This is a genomic window from Paraburkholderia sp. HP33-1 (genome assembly GCF_021390595.1).
Taxonomy (GTDB): Bacteria; Pseudomonadota; Gammaproteobacteria; order Burkholderiales; family Burkholderiaceae; genus Paraburkholderia.
On sequence record NZ_JAJEJR010000001.1, the window covers coordinates 2,957,140 to 2,974,007 of the forward strand.

A 16,868-nucleotide genomic window follows, 5' to 3' on the forward strand; every position below is an offset into this window, starting at 1 on the left:
AACCTGTTCGTGATAATGAATCCACGGCGCGCACTGCACGCGCCGGCGGGTTGAATCTTGCGACCGGCGGTGGCGGTCGGTACGTCTTTCTGATGTGCTTGCGGAGAGCTGCGTCGCCGCGCGTACGCGCGCTCAGGCCTCCGCGCGCGGCGTCGTCGGCTCGACGTGTTCGGCGTCGCAAAAAGCCAGTACGTCGTCGAGGTACTGCGCGAACTCGCTGATCGCGTGGTCGCTGCCGTCGATCAGCGTCGTGCGCGCGCCCGGATAGTGCGCGAGCATTTCGCGGTAATCGAGCACTTCGTCGCCGGTGGCTGCCATCAAATAATAGCGTTCGGGCCGCGTGATCGACGCGACGCCGAGCGCGCGCAATTCATCCAGATGATGCGGCTCGACGACGATGCTGCCGCCACCGTGCCACAACGGCTGCTCGCCGAGATACGCGCTGAGATCGCGTTGCGGCACGACCGCCGGATTCAGCAGCACGGCCGGCCAGCCATGCTTCTCCGCCAGATACGTGGCGAAGTAGCCGCCGAGCGAGCTGCCGATCACCGTCACCTGCCGTGCACCGCCCTTCGCGCGCGCCTCGGCCACCCGGGATTCGGCGAGCGCGATCGTCTCGAACGGCGACACCGGCAGCATCGGGCAGCACCATTCGTCGGCGCGGCCCAGCTCGGCGAGACGCGCCGCGAGCAGGCGCGCCTTGAACGAATTCGGCGACGAACGGAAACCGTGCAGATAAAGAATCACGAAGCGCCTCGCGTCGAAAGGCCATCGAGCAGCTTCTGATGCACGCCGCCGAAGCCACCGTTGCTCATGACCAGAATCTGGTCGCCGGGGCGCGCCGCATGAACCACCGCCTTGACGAGCGCGTCGAGGTTGTCGAACGCCTGCGCCTTGCCATCGAGCGGCGCGAGCGCCTCGCCGAGGTTCCAGCCCAGCGCGTCGCGCCCGCTCGGCGCGCCGTAGCCGAACACGAGATCGGCGTCGGCGAGGCTCGCCGGCAGTTGCGCTTTCATGACGCCGAGCTTCATCGTGTTCGAGCGCGGTTCGAGCACCGCGAGAATCCGCGTGTTGTCGCGGCCGACGCGCGCGCGCAGCCCGGCCACCGTCGTTTCGATCGCAGTGGGGTGATGCGCGAAGTCGTCGTACACAGTGACGCCGTCGACGCTGCCGCGCACTTCCATGCGGCGCTTCACGTTGCGGAACCCCGACAGCGACTTCGCGGCCTGCGCGGGCGGCACGCCGACATGGCGTGCGGCGGCGATCGCGGCAAGCGCGTTCATCCGGTTGTGCTCGCCCTGCACCTGCCAGTCGACCACGCCGACGCGCTCGCCGTTGTGATAAACGGCAAAGCGTTCGTCGACGGGCACGCCTTGTTCCGCCGGTTGAATCTCCCAGCCGCCCTGCACGCCGAAGCGCTCGACCTCGCTCCAGCAGCCGCGCGTCAGCACGCGCTCGAGCGCGTCCTCGCGGCCGTTCGTGACGACGCGGCCGAGGCGCGGCACCGTGCGGATCAAATGATGGAACTGTGTTTCGATCGCCGCGAGATCGGGGAAGATGTCGGCGTGATCGAATTCGAGATTGTTCAGCACCGCCGTTTTCGGGCGGTAATGGACGAACTTCGAGCGCTTGTCGAAGAATGCGGTGTCATATTCGTCGGCTTCGATCACGAAGAAGCTCGAATCCGTGAGCCGCGCCGACACGCCGAAATTCAGCGGCACACCGCCGATCAGGAAGCCCGGGTTCAGGCCCGCGTCTTCGAGCAGCCAGGTGAGCATCGAACTCGTGGTGGTCTTGCCGTGCGTGCCGGCCACCGCCAGCACCCATTTGCCGTTCAGCACGTGCTCGCCGAGCCATTGCGGACCGGATACGTACGGCAGACCGCGGTCGAGGATCGCTTCCATCAGCGGGTTGCCGCGCGAGACCACGTTGCCGATCACGAACAGATCCGCGTTCAGGCCGTTCAGCTGGTCCGCGTCGTAACCCTCGATCAGACCGATGCCTTGCGCCTCGAGCTGCGTGCTCATCGGCGGATAGACGCCGGCGTCGCAGCCGGTCACCGTGTGGCCCGCGTTGCGCGCGAGCACCGCGAGTCCGCCCATGAAGGTGCCGCAGATGCCGAGGATGTGGATGTGCATAAGCCTGTCGTGCCGCGCGGGCGTTTCTTGCGAGGGATGGGAGAGCCGCAGGACAGCCGGAACGACCGTCTGCAAAGGACGCCTATTGTAACCGACGCGGCCCGCGCTGCCCCTGCCGGCCACGCCCGGCGCCGCCCTGTGCGGACCGCGTCGCCAGGCCCGATCGAGTATCATGCAAGGATGGTCCGCAAATCACATTTCGATCCGCAACGCGTGCGCGAGGAAATCGCGATCGCGGCTGCACGCCTGATTGCCGAAGACGGTCTGGACTACGCCAGCGCGAAGCGCAAAGCGGCCCGGCAAGTCGTCGGCGACACGCGGGTTGCCGGTGAATGGCTACCGGACAACGATCAGATCGAAGAAGAAATCCGCGAATATCAGTCGCTGTTCCAGGGCGACAGCCAGCCGGCGCTGCTGCGGCGGCTGCGCGTGATCGCGGTCGACTGGATGGAGCGGCTCGCGCCGTTCAATCCCTATCTGACGGGCGCGGTGCTCGGCGGCACGGCCGGCGAACATTCGGACGTGCATCTGCAGGTGTTCTGCGACAACCCGAAGGAAGTTGCGATCTACCTGCTCAATGCGAACATCCAGTACGACGTGTCGGAAACACGGCACTTTGCTGGCCGCGGCTACGTAGAGACGCTGAGCTTCCTGTGGCGCCCCGCGGACGAGCGCGGCGCCGAGCCGGTCGGCATCCACCTCGCACTGTACGAAACCGACGACCTGCGCGGCGCGGTGCGCGCCGACGCGCGTGGCCGCACCGCACGGGCGAATCTGCAGGCGGTGCAGGCGCTGCTCGACGGCGACAAAGTGCCGTCCTTCACCATTTGAACAGACAAAACGGGGCACGATGAACACGAGACGTATGCTGACGGGCGCGGTCGTGGCGCTGGTCGCCGCGGGCGGCGGGGTGCTGGCCAATCACTGGCTCAATCGCGATACCAACGTCGCGTACGCGGCGCAGACCGGGTCGCAGTCCGGGGCACAGACCGATCCTCACGCAAGCCCCGTCCAGCAGTTGTGGACCGCGCCGGTCACGACCGTCGACGGCAAGCCGCAGTCGCTGAGCCTGCTCAAGGGCCACCCGATCGTCGTCAACTTCTGGGCGTCGTGGTGCGGTCCGTGTGTCGAGGAAATGCCGGCGCTATCGCAAATCCAGCGCGAGTACGCGAAGAAAGGCATCCAGTTCATCGGCCTCGGCGTGGACTCGGAAAAGAACATCCAGACCTTCCTGCAGAAGGTCAAGGTCGCGTACCCCATCTACGTGACCGGCTTCGGCGGCGCCGACCTCGCGCGCGCGTTCGGCAACAATGCGGGTGGCCTGCCGTTTACCGTCGTGATCGACGCAAAAGGCAACATCCGCTCAACAAAATTGGGCCAGATCGACCCCGCGGTGCTGCGCCAAACGCTCGACGCGCTGTAAATTTCCCGATTTCTTACGCTGCGTTTTTTGGCATGCGATTCCGTGCAGAACGAGCAAAAATACGCGGATAATTCCCGAATTTGAGTGAAGTTGGACCCAAGGCTGCGCCGCGGCCCGCGCCGCCCGCCGCTGCGTACGCGCGCGAAACTAGACAAGTTTCTCTAATCAGCGCTAAAGTGCGCGCAATTCCACGGAAAAAGAAGCGACCATGACGCGACTGCTGGTACTGCACGGACCCAACCTCAATCTTCTCGGCACCCGGGAACCCGAGGTCTACGGTCGCGTGACCCTGCCGCAGATCGATCAGGCGCTGGCGGACCGCGCAGCTGACGCAGGCGTCGAGCTCGCGTCGTTCCAGAGCAATCACGAAGGCGCGCTGGTCGACCGTATTCAGGCGGCCCGCACCGAGAAAACTGATTTCATCCTGATCAATCCCGCCGCGTACACGCATACGAGCGTGGCCATTCGGGACGCACTGGCGGGGGTCGGCATCCCGTTCGTCGAGATTCATCTGTCGAACGTGCATCGTCGCGAACCGTTCCGGCATCACTCGTATTTCTCCGACCAGGCTGAAGGTGTGATCTGCGGCCTCGGCTGGAAGGGATATCTGTACGCGCTCGAATTCGCGCTCGACCGGCTCGCGGCCGGCTCGTCGCGCGGCTGAATCCAAACACGTCCAATTTGAGCCGGCTGCTGCACACTTGCACAAGCCGGCACTCTACGCATTGAAAGGGGCACCCTGATGGATCTACGTAAACTCAAAACTCTGATCGACCTCGTCTCGGAGTCCGGTATTTCCGAACTCGAAGTGACCGAGGGCGAAGGCAAAGTCCGCATCGTCAAGAATGCGCCGCCGGTTTACGTCCAACCGTCCGCCTCGTACGCACCGCAATTCGCACAACCGGCACCGGTCGGCGCTGCCGAAGCACCGGCACTCGCCGCGGGCGCTCCGGCCACGCCGGCCGCCGCCGCGCCGCAGGGTCACGTCGTGACCTCGCCGATGGTCGGCACGTTCTACCGCGCACCGTCGCCGGGCGCCGATCCGTTCGTGCAGGTCGGCGACACGGTCAAGGAAGGCCAGACCATCTGCATCATCGAAGCGATGAAGCTGCTCAACGAGATCGAGTCGGACAAGTCCGGCGTGGTCAAGGAGATCCTCGTCGAAAACGGCCAGGCGGTCGAGTACGGCCAACCGCTGTTCGTGATCGGCTAACGCGGCACGCACAATTCGCCGCCCGCGCGCCGCTCTTCCCTAGGCGCGCGACCGATCCTCTGCGGTAGCCGGCGTCGTGACCGACCCGGCGCCCATTGATGAGTCGAAAAACCGCTATGTTTGAAAAAATCCTCATTGCCAATCGTGGCGAGATCGCGCTTCGTATCCAGCGCGCCTGCCGCGAGCTCGGCGTCAAGACGGTCGTCGTCTATTCGGAAGCCGACAAGGAAGCCAAGTACGTGAAGCTCGCCGACGAGGCGGTCTGCATCGGCCCGGCACCGTCGAATCTGAGCTATCTGAACATGCCCGCGCTGATCAGCGCGGCCGAAGTCACCGACGCCGAAGCGATCCACCCCGGCTACGGCTTCCTGTCGGAGAACGCCGACTTTGCCGAGCGCGTCGAGCAGTCCGGCTTTACCTTCATCGGCCCGCGTCCGGAAACGATCCGCATGATGGGCGACAAGGTCACGGCCAAGCAGTCCATGATCAAGACCGGCGTGCCTTGCGTGCCGGGTTCAGAAGGCGCCCTGCCGGACGATCCGAAGGAGATCGTGAAGATCGCCCGCCAGATCGGCTACCCGGTCATCATCAAGGCGGCGGGCGGCGGCGGTGGCCGCGGCATGCGCGTGGTGCACACGGAAGCGGCGCTCGTGAACGCGGTCAACATGACCCGCGAGGAAGCCGGCCGCGCGTTCGGCAACCCGCAGGTCTACATGGAGAAATTCCTCGAGAACCCGCGCCACATCGAAATCCAGGTGCTGGCCGACTCGTTCAAGAACGCCGTGTGGCTCGGCGAGCGCGACTGCTCGATGCAGCGCCGTCACCAGAAGGTGATCGAGGAAGCGCCGGCGCCGGGCATCGCACGTCGTCTGATCGACCGCATCGGCGATCGTTGCGCGGATGCGTGCAAGAAGATGGGCTATCTCGGCGCGGGCACCTTCGAGTTCCTGTACGAAAACGGCGAGTTCTACTTCATCGAGATGAACACGCGCGTGCAGGTCGAGCATCCGGTGACCGAACTGATCACCGGTGTGGACATCGTGCAGGAACAGATCCGCATCGCGGCCGGCGAGAAGCTTACGTTCCGTCAGCGCGACATCCAGTTCCGCGGCCATGCGATCGAATGCCGGATCAACGCCGAAGATCCGTTCAAGTTCACGCCGTCGCCGGGACGCCTGACCTCGTGGCACATGCCGGGCGGCCCCGGCATCCGTGTCGATTCGCACGCGTACAACGGCTATTTCGTGCCGCCGAACTATGATTCGATGATCGGCAAGCTGATCGCTTACGGCGCTACGCGCGAACAGGCGATCATGCGGATGCGTATCGCGTTGTCGGAAATGGTGGTCGAAGGCATTCAGACCAACATCCCGCTGCACCGCGAGCTGATGCTCGACGCGAAGTTCGTCGAAGGCGGCACCAGCATTCACTACCTTGAAAACCGGCTGGCCGCGCGTCAGCAGGTCGCGGAAGAAGCGTAAGTCATGAGCTATCGGGAACTGGTCGCCGAACTGGCGCGCGAGCACGCGGAGGAGTTCTCCGACGCGCTGCTCGAGCTGGGCGCTCTGTCCGTGTCGGTCGAAGACGCCGACGCGGACACGCCCGACGAGCAGCCACTGTTCGGCGAGCCCGGTCTCACGCCGGATCGCACGGCGTGGCAGCATTCGCGCGTGATCGCACTGCTCGCGCCCGAGCACGATCCGGCCGTGCTGCTGACCGCCGCAGCAAACGAAATCGGACTCGATGTCGCGCCGGCGTATACCGTGCGCGAGGTCGAGGAGCAGGACTGGGTTCGGCTCACGCAGTCGCAGTTCGATCCGATCCAGATCGGCGAGCGCATCTGGGTGGTGCCGTCGTGGCACGACGCGCCGGACCCCGACGCGCTCGTCCTCGAACTCGACCCGGGCCTCGCGTTCGGCACCGGTAGCCACCCCACCACGCGCCTGTGCATGGAGTGGATCGAGCAGTCGGTCAGGGCCGGCCAGTCCGTGCTCGACTACGGCTGCGGCTCGGGTATTCTCGCCATTCTCGCGAAGAAGTGCGGCGCCGATCCCGTGATCGGCATCGACATCGATCCGCAGGCGGTCGAATCGGCGCGTCACAATAGCGAGCGCAATCACGCCGAGGTCACTTATGGCCTGCCCGACGCCTGTCCGGCCGGCGAGTTCGACGTCGTGGTCGCGAACATCCTGTCCAATCCGCTGAAGCTGATGGCGTCGATGCTGTCGTCGAAGGTGAAGCCGGGCGGGCGCATCGCGCTGTCGGGCATTCTTGCGCGCCAGGCCGACGAGGTTGCGCAGGTCTATGCGCGCTGGATCGATATCAGCGTGTGGCGCGAGCATGAGGGTTGGGTGTGCCTCGCCGGAACGCGCCGCGAAAGCCATTAGAATAAGGCGTATTGTCAACCCAACGGCCTCCGGCTCAACGGCTCGATATGCACCTGGCGACGCGTTGCCCCTTCTGCGAAACTGTCTTCCTTCTGCAACCGGCGCAGCTTGCGCAGCGCCGCGGCCTCGTGCGGTGCGGGCGTTGCCAGGAAGTCTTCGACGCGTCGAGCAGTCTGTTCGACGTCTCCGAAGGCGGCGATTTTTCCACGGCCAAACCGATTGCCGCCGCGGCGGCGATTGAAGCGCTGTCCGGAGTGCGGCAACCAGGCCCGGACTTCAGCGGCAACGCGTTGGACCCGCGGGCGCCGGCTTCGGGCCACGTCTCCCCCAGCACTTCGAGCAGTACGCTCGACAGCCGTTTGCGTGATCACGCCGCCAGCGTGCCGCTCGCGCCGCTGCGCGCGGACCATGAGCCGACGCTGGCCGACGCGCCGTTCGAGCCGTTTGCCTATCCCACTGACGACACGGTCGATGAACCGGCTGTCGTCCCGCCCGCGGCGCATCCCGCCGCGCCTGTTACCCCGCCGCCACTCGAAGACGAAGCGCCGCGCGTCTGGCACAAGGTCGAACGCCCCGAGCCGTCCACGCTCGATGAACCCGCGCTGCACGAACCAGCGGGGCTGCATGGCATGTCGGACAACGAGCCGCGCTTCGGCTCGATCGGTACAGGCCCGGCCGGCTTCGGGACCGCCGCAGGCCTGGGCGCTGCGGGCGTCACAGGCGCTTCCGGCACCGGCGGCCCTGGCGGCCCGCGCCCGCCCGGCGGCCCTGCGCCCGCCGCATCGAGCGGCGAGCCGTTTTCGGTCAACCCGCCCGCCGGCGACGACGCCGATCCGTTCCGGGTGGTGCGCGAAACCCGCCCTGCGGATGTCGGGCGCATCGGCTGGCTCGTGGGCGGCGTGGTGCTCTCCGCGCTGCTCGTCATTGCGCTGCTCGCGCAACTCGCGTGGTGGCAACGCGAGACCGTGATGGTCAACCTGCCGCGCTCGCAGATTCTGTATGCGCGGGCCTGCGCGTATCTCGGTTGCCAGCTGACGCCGCCGCACGACATCGAAGGATTGCTGGTCGAGCCATCCGACCTGCGGCAGATCGACGGCCCGCACAAGCTCGAACTGAAGATGCCGCTGCACAACCGCCTGAACATCGCGCTCGCCTACCCCGCGATCGAACTCACGCTGCTCGACGATCAGAACAACGTCGCCGTGCGGCGCGTGCTGTGGCCGCAGGATTACGTGCCGCCCGGCACGGTGATCGCAAACGGCCTGCCCGCACACGCGACGCAGACGATGATCGTCCATCTCGACACCGGCACTGCGATCGCCTCCAATTTCCGCGTACAGATTTTTTATCCGTAACGCACCCTCGCGCGCCCGCTCCGAGCGGGCGCTTCATTGTCATCACTGACGCACTTTTTGGAGCACAACACATGAGTCAAGTCACGCTGGGTGGCAACCCGATCGAAGTAAGCGGCACGTTCCCGTCGGTCGGCCAGCAGGCCGCCGCGTTCTCGCTGGTCGGCAAGGACCTGAAGCCGCTGACGCTCGCCGACTTCGCCGGCAAGCGCAAGGTGCTCAACATCGTCCCGAGCCTCGACACGCCGACCTGCGCGACGTCGACCCGCAAGTTCAACGAAGCGGCCGCAAAGCTCACCAACACGGCCGTGATCGTCGTGTCGGGCGACCTGCCGTTCGCGGCGTCGCGCTTCTGCACGACCGAGGGCATCGAGAACGTGGTGACCGCGTCGACGTTCCGCGGCCATGAGTTCGCGCAAGCGTACGGCGTCGACGTCACGAGCGGTCCGCTGACCGGCCTGACCGCGCGCGCGGTCGTCGTGATCGACGAGAACGACAAGGTCGTGCACGCCGAACTGGTCGGCGAAATCAAGAACGAGCCGAACTACGACGCAGCACTCGCCGCGCTGAAGTAAGCCTTCTGCGCGCGAACGACAGCACCGCGCCTCGCGCGGCGCTGTCGCCGCATCGCGCCTCTTCCCACCGCTTTCATACAGGAACGCTCGCTTTGGCTACGCTCATCTGCGGCTCGCTCGCATACGACAACATCATGACCTTCGAAGGCCGCTTTCGGGAGCACATCCTGCCGGAGCAGGTCCACATCCTGAACGTAAGCTTTCTCGTGCCGACCATGCGTCGCGAGTTCGGCGGCTGCGCGGGCAACATCGCCTATGCGCTGAATCTGCTCGGCGGCGAAGCGCGCATCATGGGAGCGATCGGCGCCGTCGATGCGCAGCTCTATCTGGACCGGCTCGCGGCGCTCGGCCTGTCGACAGAAAACGTGCTCGTCGTGCCGGACGCCTACTCGGCGCAGGCGATGATCACGACCGACCTCGAGAACAACCAGATCACCGCGTTCCATCCGGGAGCGATGATGCAGTCGCATCACAACCGCGCTGACGAAGTGAAAGGCGTGACGCTCGGCATCGTCGCGCCCGACGGCTACGACGGCATGGTTCAGCACTCCGAACAGCTTGCCGCCGCGGGCGTGCCGTTCATCTTCGATCCGGGCCAGGGTTTGCCGCTGTTCGATGGCGAGACGCTGCGGCGCATCATTGAACTTGCCACTTATGTTGCGGTCAACGATTACGAAGCCAGGCTGGTGAGCAACAAGACCGGCTGGTCGATCGAACAGATCGCCAGCAAGGTCGACGCGTTGATCATCACGCTCGGCGAGAAGGGTGCACAAATCCATCACGGCGGCGGCATCGAAGAGATTCCGGCTGTCAAGGCGAAGCAGGTTCTCGATCCCACCGGTTGCGGCGACGCGTTTCGCGGCGGCTTGCTCCACGGTATCGAGAAGGGACTCGGCTGGGCCACGACCGGCCGTCTCGCCAGCCTGATGGGGGCACTGAAGATCGAGCGGCAAGGCCCGCAAAACTACGCGCCCAGCCGGGTGGAAATCAACGAGCGGTTCAGGCAAGCCTTCGGATACGACCTGCCCTGATATCGCGAGCTATGGGAGTTTGGGAATGAGATCAACGAGTCGCCTGGTCGCCGCCACTTTGATCGCTGGATCGCTGGCCTTGTCGGGGTGTGCGGTCAACAGCAGTTCTCCCGACGTCTTCACTGCGTCGCAGGCGCAACGTGAACAGACTGTTCGCATGGGCACCGTGGATAGCGTGCGCGCGGTGCGGATCAGCACGAACGAAGGTCAGCCGATCGGCATCGGCGCACTCGGCGGCGCAGCGCTCGGCGCGCTGGCCGGCAGTACGATCGGCGGCGGACGCGGCTCCGTCGCGACGGGTATCGTCGGCGGCATCGGCGGTGCGGTCGCCGGCAATGCAATCGAAAACCGCGTGGCGATGCGCGACGGTATCGAAATCACCGTGCGACTCGACAACGGCGACATGCGCGCGATCACCCAAACTGCCACCGGCGAGATCTTCCGCGCCGGCGATCGCGTGAGGCTGCTGTCGAGCGGCGGCGTCACGCGCGTCACGCACTAAGCGCAGCTCCCCTCTCGCACGGTCGCACGCAGTTCAGCGCCGCGACGACGACTCCGCACGCATGCGCCCTCACGGGTTCATGCGTGTTTTTCTTTCAGGGCCCGGGCAAAAAAAATCCCGCCACCAGCACACCGGTAACGGGACACTGACCGGGTGGCACTCGCACGAAGTCGAGTACGACCCGGTCATCCGACACATCACGCGATGTGCCGACTTACTGCTACGGCTTACGGACGGCTGCCCGTCGGGAACGGCCATGCCGCTGCCGGGTTCAGCGCGGTCTTCACCGTCGCCGCCGGTGCGCTCGAGACAGCAGGCGCAGCGGGAGCAGGCGCAGCCTTCTTGGCGACAGCCTTCTTCGCAGGAGCTGCCTTTTTCGCAGGAGCAGCGGCCTTCTTCGCAGGCGCAGCCTTCTTGGCAGGTGCAGCTTTCTTGGCCGCAGCCTTTTTCGCAGGCGCAGCCGCCTTCTTGGCAGCGGCCTTCTTCGCCGGAGCTGCCTTCTTCGCTGCGACCTTCTTCACTGCGGCTTTCTTCGCCGGTGCGGCCTTCTTCGCTGCGACCTTCTTCGCTGCGACCTTCTTCACTGCGGCCTTCTTCGCCGGTGCTGCCTTCTTCGCCGCGACCTTCTTGGTTGCAACCTTCTTCGCTGCAACCTTCTTCACTGCGGCTTTCTTCGCCGGTGCTGCCTTCTTCGCCGCGACCTTCTTGGCTGCAACCTTCTTCGCTGCGACCTTCTTCACTGCGACCTTCTTCGCGGCGACCTTCTTGGCCGGTGCGGCTTTCTTAGCCGGAGCAGCCTTCTTGGCTGCGGTCTTCTTCGCTGCGGGCTTCTTGGCCGCGGCTTTCTTTGCAGTTGCCATCATTTTCTCCTTCAGGTTTTGAGATGAGGTCAGTTCAAACTACACCCTTCGTCAAAACCCGCTTCCCGCGGACGCTTCTCAGGGCGCGCGCTACGAAGCGGGCTATTCATCGGCGTACGCTGGTGCAACGCGCTTACGCTAATGAATGCGGTAAGGCGCGCCGTGCCCGAAGGCACCGCGCGCCAGATCTGGTCGGCGTCGCAAGGCGACGCCGGCAATGGCTTGATCGGGCCGCCGGCAACGACGCCAGCGGCTTTTTCCGGGGGGAAGTTTGCCCATCCCACTGAAGGGTCCGCAAAGTGCCTGTCATGTTTGTGGGCCGTCAAGGCACCGGGCACGCTTTGCATCAGGCCGTTCTGCTCCTAACCCGGGGCGCCGCGGCCACAGGCGGCGGCATCCCCATCAATGAATACATCCGCGACGCGAATCCCGGCTTACTCCCAGGACAGCGCACCGCCAGTCTGATATTCGATCACTCGCGTCTCGAAGAAATTGCGTTCCTTCTTCAGGTCGATCATCTCGCTCATCCACGGGAACGGGTTTTCCTCGTTCGGGTACAGCGGATCGAGACCGATCTGCTGGCAACGGCGGTTGCAGATGAAGCGCAGATAGCTCTTGAACATCGACGCGTTGAGGCCGAGCACCCCGCGCGGCATCGTGTCTTCGGCGTAGCGATATTCGAGCTCGACCGCCTGCTGGAAGATCGCGCGAATTTCGGCGCGGAACTCAGCCGTCCACAGGTGCGGGTTTTCGAGTTTGATCTGGTTGATCAGGTCGATGCCGAAGTTGCAGTGCATCGACTCGTCGCGCAGGATGTACTGGTACTGCTCCGCCGCGCCGGTCATCTTGTTCTGGCGGCCGAGCGCCAGGATTTGTGTAAAGCCGACGTAGAAGAACAGGCCCTCCATCACACAGGCGAACACGATCAGCGAGCGCAGCAGCGTCTGGTCTGCCTCAAGCGTACCGGTCTTGAAGGCCGGGTCGGTCAGCACGTGGATGTACGGAATCAGGAATTCGTCTTTCGCGCGGATCGAGGGAACCTCGTGATACGCGTTGAAGATTTCGCCCTCGTCGAGACCGAGCGACTCGACGATGTACTGGTAAGCGTGCGTGTGGATCGCCTCTTCGAACGCCTGGCGCAGCAGGAACTGGCGGCATTCGGGCGCCGTGATGTGGCGGTAGGTGCCCAGCACGATGTTGTTGGCGGCAAGCGAGTCGGCCGTCACGAAGAAGCCCAAGTTGCGCTTGACGACGCGACGCTCGTCTTCGGTCAGCCCGTTCGGGTCTTTCCACAGGGCGATGTCGCGCGACATGTTCACTTCCTGCGGCATCCAGTGGTTGGCACAACCCGCCAGATACTTTTCCCAGGCCCACTTGTACTTGAACGGCACCAGCTGATTGACGTCAGTCTGGCCGTTGATGATGCGCTTGTCGGCGACATTGACGCGCGCTTCGGAAGCAGCCGCCGCGTTGCCGGCATGAGCGACGGGAGCGACAGCGATGTCGTTCGCGAAGACTTCTTGAGCGGAGGGAGCATGAGGAGCGGAACGCGTTCCGATTTGCGAACCTACAGCCGACCCCGCAGCGTTGCGCAACACTTCCGGTTGCGTCGCGCTCGAGGGAGTTACGGCAGTGATCTCGTCATCCCAGTTGAGCATAAATGTCACCATCAATTTAGAACGGTTTGTACCATCTTTTCACGAGCGATAAAAGAGTTCGCTCGCGAAAATTCCTGTTTTCGATTCACGTTGCTACGTTCATACAACACTTTGTTCGACGTGCTGTGTGTGATGCGTCGAGTGACACGCGATGAACGCGTGTTGAACAGGTGTTGTCGAGGTGCTTCGCGAACTCGAAGAGCAACGTTTCGACACGTCGTTTCGTTGCTCTATCTATATGTATTGCGCAGTGCGTTCGCGGCATCCGTTGACTGATCGATGCCGCGCGAGCCGATCGACGCGAGAGTCGGCGTCGACGAGTGAAGTGCGATGTCATGTCGGGCGATGCATGCGGCTGTTGATCCTGATCGAGCCGCGCGCTTCGTCGGGTGTTGCCGACTGCTGTACTGCTTCGCTGCGTCGACGAGCGGTGAGACTTCAAAACTGCCCACCGCTCATCGACCTGCTTCTACTTCTCTACTTCATATACGCGGCGCGTTGCTCGCCGTCTGCGGGTCGTCACCTGCGACTGCCTCGCGTGCAGTTAGCAAGCAACGCTCCCGCTGCCTGCCTCTGCTTACTGGCAAGCCTCGCACTCGTCGAAGCCAGGATCGCCCGGACGCATCATGCACACCGGACCATCCGCTTCGGGGGCCGCTTCGACCGCGACCGCGGCAGTCGCTGCGACCGCTGCCGCAGCCTGCAAGCCGCCGCCCAGACCACCCGCCGCACCACCGCCCACGCCGAAGCCGCCTGCCGCGCCGCCTGCGCCACCCGAGCCGTCATGACCCGAGCTCACCGCATTTAGCGCGCCGTGCGCGACCGTCGACTTCTCGACGTGCGTCGCCGCCATCGTGCGCAGGTAGTAGGTGGTCTTCAGACCGCGCAGCCATGCGAGCTTGTAGATCTCGTCGAGCTTCTTGCCCGATGCGCCCGCCATGTAGATGTTCAGCGACTGCGCCTGGTCGATCCACTTCTGACGACGCGACGCCGCTTCGACGAGCCACGTCGGATCGACTTCGAACGCGGTCGCGTAAATCGCGCGCAGGTCGGCCGGGATGCGGTCGATGCGCGACAGCGTGCCGTCGAAGTACTTCAGGTCGGCGACCATTACTTCGTCCCACAGGCCGCGCGCCTTCAGGTCGCGCACCAGGTAGTCGTTGACCACCGTGAATTCGCCCGACAGGTTCGACTTCACGTAGAGGTTCTGATAGGTCGGCTCGATACACGCCGACACGCCGATGATGTTCGAGATCGTCGCAGTCGGCGCGATCGCGACGCAGTTCGAGTTGCGCATGCCGTAGGTCGCGATGCGCGAGCGCAGCGCGGGCCAATCCATCGACTCGCTCGAATCGACCTCGACATAACCGCCGCGCGCTTCGGCGAGCAGCGCCACCGAATCCTGCGGGAGGATGCCGCGATCCCACAGCGAGCCGCGGTAGCTCGAGTAACGGCCGCGCTCTTCGGCGAGCTCGGTCGACGCGTAGTACGCGTAGTAGCAAACCGCTTCCATCGAGCGATCGGCGAACTCGACCGCTTCCTGCGACGCGTACGGCGTGCGCAGCACGTGCAGGCAGTCCTGGAAGCCCATGATGCCGAGGCCCACCGGACGGTGCTTGAGGTTCGAGTTACGCGCCTTGGCGACCGCGTAGTAGTTGATGTCGATCACGTTGTCGAGCATGCGCATCGCGACGCTGATCGTGCGCTTCAGCTTGTCGTGGTCGAGCACGACCGTGCCGTCGGCCTGCTCTTTCAGGTGCGCGACGAGGTTGACCGAGCCGAGGTTACAGACGGCGATCTCGGCGTCGCTCGTGTTCAGCGTGATTTCCGTGCACAGGTTCGACGAGTGGACGACGCCGACGTGTTGCTGCGGCGAGCGCACGTTGCACGGATCCTTGAACGTGATCCACGGATGGCCGGTTTCAAACAGCATGCCCAGCATCTTGCGCCACAGCTGCGCCGCCGGAATCTTCTTGAACAGCTTGATCTCGCCACGCGCGACCTTGTCTTCGTAAGCCGTGTAAGCCGCTTCGAACTCGGCGCCGAACTTGTCGTGCAGATCCGGGCAGGTGGACGGCGAGAACAGCGTCCAGTCGCCGCCTTCCATCACGCGCTTCATGAACAGGTCGGGAATCCAGTTCGCCGTGTTCATGTCGTGCGTGCGCCGACGGTCGTCGCCGGTGTTCTTGCGCAGCTCGAGGAATTCCTCGATGTCGAGGTGCCACGATTCGAGGTACGCGCACACCGCGCCCTTGCGCTTGCCGCCCTGGTTCACTGCGACCGCCGTGTCGTTGACGACCTTCAGGAACGGAACCACGCCCTGCGACTTGCCGTTGGTGCCCTTGATGTGCGAGCCGAGCGCGCGCACGCGCGTCCAGTCGTTGCCGAGGCCGCCGGCGAACTTCGACAGCAGCGCGTTTTCCTTCAGCGCCTCGTAGATGCCGTCGAGGTCGTCATCGACCGTGGTCAGGTAGCACGACGACAGCTGCGAGCGATGCGTGCCCGAGTTGAACAGCGTCGGCGTGGACGACATGAAGTCGAAGCTCGACAGGATGTTGTAGAACTCGATCGCGCGCGCTTCGCGGTCGATCTCGTTCAGCGACAGGCCCATCGCGACACGCATAAAGAATGCCTGCGGCATTTCGATGCGCACACCGTCGTGATGCAGGAAGTAGCGGTCATACAGCGTCTGCAGACCAAGGTAGCCGAACTGCAGGTCGCGGTTCGCGTCGAGCGCGGCGCCGAGACGCTTCAGGTCGAACTGCTGGAGCTTGTCGTCGAGCAGGCCGGCGCCGATGCCGCGCTTGATGAACTGCGGGAAGTACTCCGCGTAGCGCTCGCCCATTTCGGCTTGCGTGACTTCTTCTTCGAGGATCTCGCGGCGGATCGTGTGCAGCAGGATGCGCGAGGTGACCTGGCTGTAGGCCGGGTCCTTTTCGATCATCGTGCGGGCAGCGAGGATGGCCGAGTCGTAGACCTGGCTCATCGGCACGCCGTCGTACAGATTCTTCACCGTTTCCGCGACGATCGGCTCGGCGCTCACCGCGTCGCCGAGGTTCGCGCACGCGGACTCGATGATGCCGCGCAGCGCGGCCATATCCAGCGGACGCGTGACGCCGTTGTCGGTCACGTTCAGGCCCGGCGTGCTGGCCGCTTCCGCATGGTCGTCATGCGCGCGCGCCTGATTGCGCTTCTCGCGGTACAGCACGTACGCACGCGCGACGTTGTGTTCGCCGCCGCGCATCAGCGCGAGCTCGACCTGATCCTGAATGTCTTCGATATGGAACGTGCCGCCGTTCGGACGGCTGCGCACCAGCGCGCGCACCACGTTCTGCGTGAGTTGCTCGACCAGTTCGCGCACACGCGCCGACGCCGCGCCCTGACCACCGTTGACGGCGAGGAACGCCTTCGTCACGGCGATCGCGATTTTCGACGGCTCGAACGACACCACGCTACCGTTGCGGCGGATCACCTTGTAGTCGGCGTAGTTCGCTTGCGGCGCGAGCGCCTGAGCGCCTTGAGTCTGGCCGAAAGCCTGGCCAGTCGGAGAGCCCTCGTACCGGGTCGTCACGTTGTCGGTGGTTTGCATATGCAAAGCTCCTGCTCTTGGAAATGGCGGCGAGTGCCGCGGATTAAAACGAACGCCGCGCCGCCGCGTGCGCGGGCGATGAGGTGCAGGAAGGCCGGCAACGCCGGCTGGCGGGATGCAACTGCGAGGAAGCCTGGTTC

General features: G+C 64.6%; 16 protein-coding genes. 10 read left to right on the top strand and 6 right to left on the bottom strand.

The window, feature by feature from the left end:
- Positions 1–132: 132 nt before the first annotated feature.
- Positions 133–747 carry a YqiA/YcfP family alpha/beta fold hydrolase gene (locus L0U81_RS13540; protein ID WP_233803426.1) on the bottom strand — a complete coding sequence of 205 codons (615 nt, stop codon included), beginning with the start codon at positions 745–747 and terminating at the stop codon, positions 133–135.
- Positions 744–2,138, bottom strand: coding sequence for a UDP-N-acetylmuramate:L-alanyl-gamma-D-glutamyl-meso-diaminopimelate ligase (gene mpl, locus L0U81_RS13545; protein WP_233803428.1), 1,395 nt, complete (start codon positions 2,136–2,138; stop codon positions 744–746). The genes L0U81_RS13540 and mpl overlap by 4 nt, the downstream gene beginning before the upstream one ends.
- A gap of 180 nt (positions 2,139–2,318) precedes the next feature.
- Between mpl and L0U81_RS13550 the strand changes: the two genes are divergently transcribed.
- From L0U81_RS13550 to L0U81_RS13595, 10 genes are all read left to right on the top strand, one after another.
- Complete coding sequence (locus L0U81_RS13550) at positions 2,319–2,969, top strand: UDP-N-acetylmuramate--alanine ligase (protein ID WP_233803430.1); 651 nt, start codon at positions 2,319–2,321, stop codon at positions 2,967–2,969.
- A 19-nt stretch (positions 2,970–2,988) separates the two neighbouring features.
- Entirely contained in the window at positions 2,989–3,561 is a 573-nt protein-coding gene (locus L0U81_RS13555; RefSeq protein ID WP_233803432.1) for a TlpA family protein disulfide reductase, read from the top strand.
- 208 nt (positions 3,562–3,769) lie between these two features.
- Positions 3,770–4,225 (top strand): type II 3-dehydroquinate dehydratase, encoded by a 456-nt coding sequence (gene aroQ / locus L0U81_RS13560; RefSeq protein ID WP_175149027.1) that lies wholly within the window; start codon positions 3,770–3,772, stop codon positions 4,223–4,225.
- A 78-nt stretch (positions 4,226–4,303) separates the two neighbouring features.
- Positions 4,304–4,774: an acetyl-CoA carboxylase biotin carboxyl carrier protein gene (gene accB, locus L0U81_RS13565; RefSeq protein WP_233803434.1), complete on the top strand. Its 471-nt coding sequence runs from the start codon at positions 4,304–4,306 to the stop codon at positions 4,772–4,774.
- 116 nt (positions 4,775–4,890) lie between these two features.
- Entirely contained in the window at positions 4,891–6,255 is a 1,365-nt protein-coding gene (gene accC, locus L0U81_RS13570; RefSeq protein ID WP_233803436.1) for an acetyl-CoA carboxylase biotin carboxylase subunit, read from the top strand.
- A 3-nt stretch (positions 6,256–6,258) separates the two neighbouring features.
- Positions 6,259–7,161, top strand: a complete 903-nt coding sequence (gene prmA / locus L0U81_RS13575) for a 50S ribosomal protein L11 methyltransferase (protein WP_233803438.1) — start codon at positions 6,259–6,261, stop codon at positions 7,159–7,161.
- A 47-nt stretch (positions 7,162–7,208) separates the two neighbouring features.
- On the top strand, positions 7,209–8,516 hold the full coding sequence (locus L0U81_RS13580; protein ID WP_233804329.1) for a zinc-ribbon and DUF3426 domain-containing protein: 1,308 nt from the start codon (positions 7,209–7,211) through the stop codon (positions 8,514–8,516).
- Between the two features lie 71 nt (positions 8,517–8,587).
- Positions 8,588–9,088, top strand: coding sequence for a thiol peroxidase (gene tpx, locus L0U81_RS13585; protein ID WP_008923073.1), 501 nt, complete (start codon positions 8,588–8,590; stop codon positions 9,086–9,088).
- Positions 9,089–9,180: 92 nt separating this feature from the next.
- A complete protein-coding gene (locus L0U81_RS13590; RefSeq protein WP_233803440.1) occupies positions 9,181–10,119 on the top strand; it encodes a carbohydrate kinase family protein in 939 nt (312 codons plus the stop codon).
- Between the two features lie 25 nt (positions 10,120–10,144).
- Positions 10,145–10,621, top strand: a complete 477-nt coding sequence (locus tag L0U81_RS13595; RefSeq protein ID WP_233803442.1) for a glycine zipper 2TM domain-containing protein — start codon at positions 10,145–10,147, stop codon at positions 10,619–10,621.
- 227 nt (positions 10,622–10,848) lie between these two features.
- Here L0U81_RS13595 and L0U81_RS13600 read toward each other — a convergent pair whose 3' ends face one another.
- The 4 genes from L0U81_RS13600 to L0U81_RS13615 form a co-directional block, all read right to left on the bottom strand.
- Complete coding sequence (locus L0U81_RS13600; protein WP_233804331.1) at positions 10,849–11,481, bottom strand: histone H1-like DNA-binding protein; 633 nt, start codon at positions 11,479–11,481, stop codon at positions 10,849–10,851.
- A 29-nt stretch (positions 11,482–11,510) separates the two neighbouring features.
- On the bottom strand, positions 11,511–11,828 hold the full coding sequence (locus tag L0U81_RS13605; RefSeq protein ID WP_233803444.1) for a hypothetical protein: 318 nt from the start codon (positions 11,826–11,828) through the stop codon (positions 11,511–11,513).
- Between the two features lie 87 nt (positions 11,829–11,915).
- Entirely contained in the window at positions 11,916–13,139 is a 1,224-nt protein-coding gene (locus L0U81_RS13610; RefSeq protein WP_233803446.1) for a ribonucleotide-diphosphate reductase subunit beta, read from the bottom strand.
- Between the two features lie 577 nt (positions 13,140–13,716).
- Entirely contained in the window at positions 13,717–16,728 is a 3,012-nt protein-coding gene (locus L0U81_RS13615) for a ribonucleoside-diphosphate reductase subunit alpha (protein ID WP_233803448.1), read from the bottom strand.
- Between the last annotated feature and the right edge of the window lie 140 nt (positions 16,729–16,868).

What these genes read in the sequence shown, in the direction of transcription:
- mpl (WP_233803428.1), bottom strand. Translation starts at nt 2,138, where the DNA reads ATGCACATCCACATCCTCGGCATCTGCGGCACCTTCATGGGCGGACTC.
- L0U81_RS13550 (WP_233803430.1), top strand. Translation starts at nt 2,319, where the DNA reads ATGGTCCGCAAATCACATTTCGATCCGCAACGCGTGCGCGAGGAAATC.
- L0U81_RS13555 (WP_233803432.1), top strand. Translation starts at nt 2,989, where the DNA reads ATGAACACGAGACGTATGCTGACGGGCGCGGTCGTGGCGCTGGTCGCC.
- aroQ (WP_175149027.1), top strand. Translation starts at nt 3,770, where the DNA reads ATGACGCGACTGCTGGTACTGCACGGACCCAACCTCAATCTTCTCGGC.
- accB (WP_233803434.1), top strand. Translation starts at nt 4,304, where the DNA reads ATGGATCTACGTAAACTCAAAACTCTGATCGACCTCGTCTCGGAGTCC.
- accC (WP_233803436.1), top strand. Translation starts at nt 4,891, where the DNA reads ATGTTTGAAAAAATCCTCATTGCCAATCGTGGCGAGATCGCGCTTCGT.
- prmA (WP_233803438.1), top strand. Translation starts at nt 6,259, where the DNA reads ATGAGCTATCGGGAACTGGTCGCCGAACTGGCGCGCGAGCACGCGGAG.
- L0U81_RS13580 (WP_233804329.1), top strand. Translation starts at nt 7,209, where the DNA reads ATGCACCTGGCGACGCGTTGCCCCTTCTGCGAAACTGTCTTCCTTCTG.
- tpx (WP_008923073.1), top strand. Translation starts at nt 8,588, where the DNA reads ATGAGTCAAGTCACGCTGGGTGGCAACCCGATCGAAGTAAGCGGCACG.
- L0U81_RS13595 (WP_233803442.1), top strand. Translation starts at nt 10,145, where the DNA reads ATGAGATCAACGAGTCGCCTGGTCGCCGCCACTTTGATCGCTGGATCG.
- L0U81_RS13600 (WP_233804331.1), bottom strand. Translation starts at nt 11,481, where the DNA reads ATGGCAACTGCAAAGAAAGCCGCGGCCAAGAAGCCCGCAGCGAAGAAG.
- L0U81_RS13605 (WP_233803444.1), bottom strand. Translation starts at nt 11,828, where the DNA reads ATGCAAAGCGTGCCCGGTGCCTTGACGGCCCACAAACATGACAGGCAC.
- L0U81_RS13610 (WP_233803446.1), bottom strand. Translation starts at nt 13,139, where the DNA reads ATGCTCAACTGGGATGACGAGATCACTGCCGTAACTCCCTCGAGCGCG.
- L0U81_RS13615 (WP_233803448.1), bottom strand. Translation starts at nt 16,728, where the DNA reads ATGCAAACCACCGACAACGTGACGACCCGGTACGAGGGCTCTCCGACT.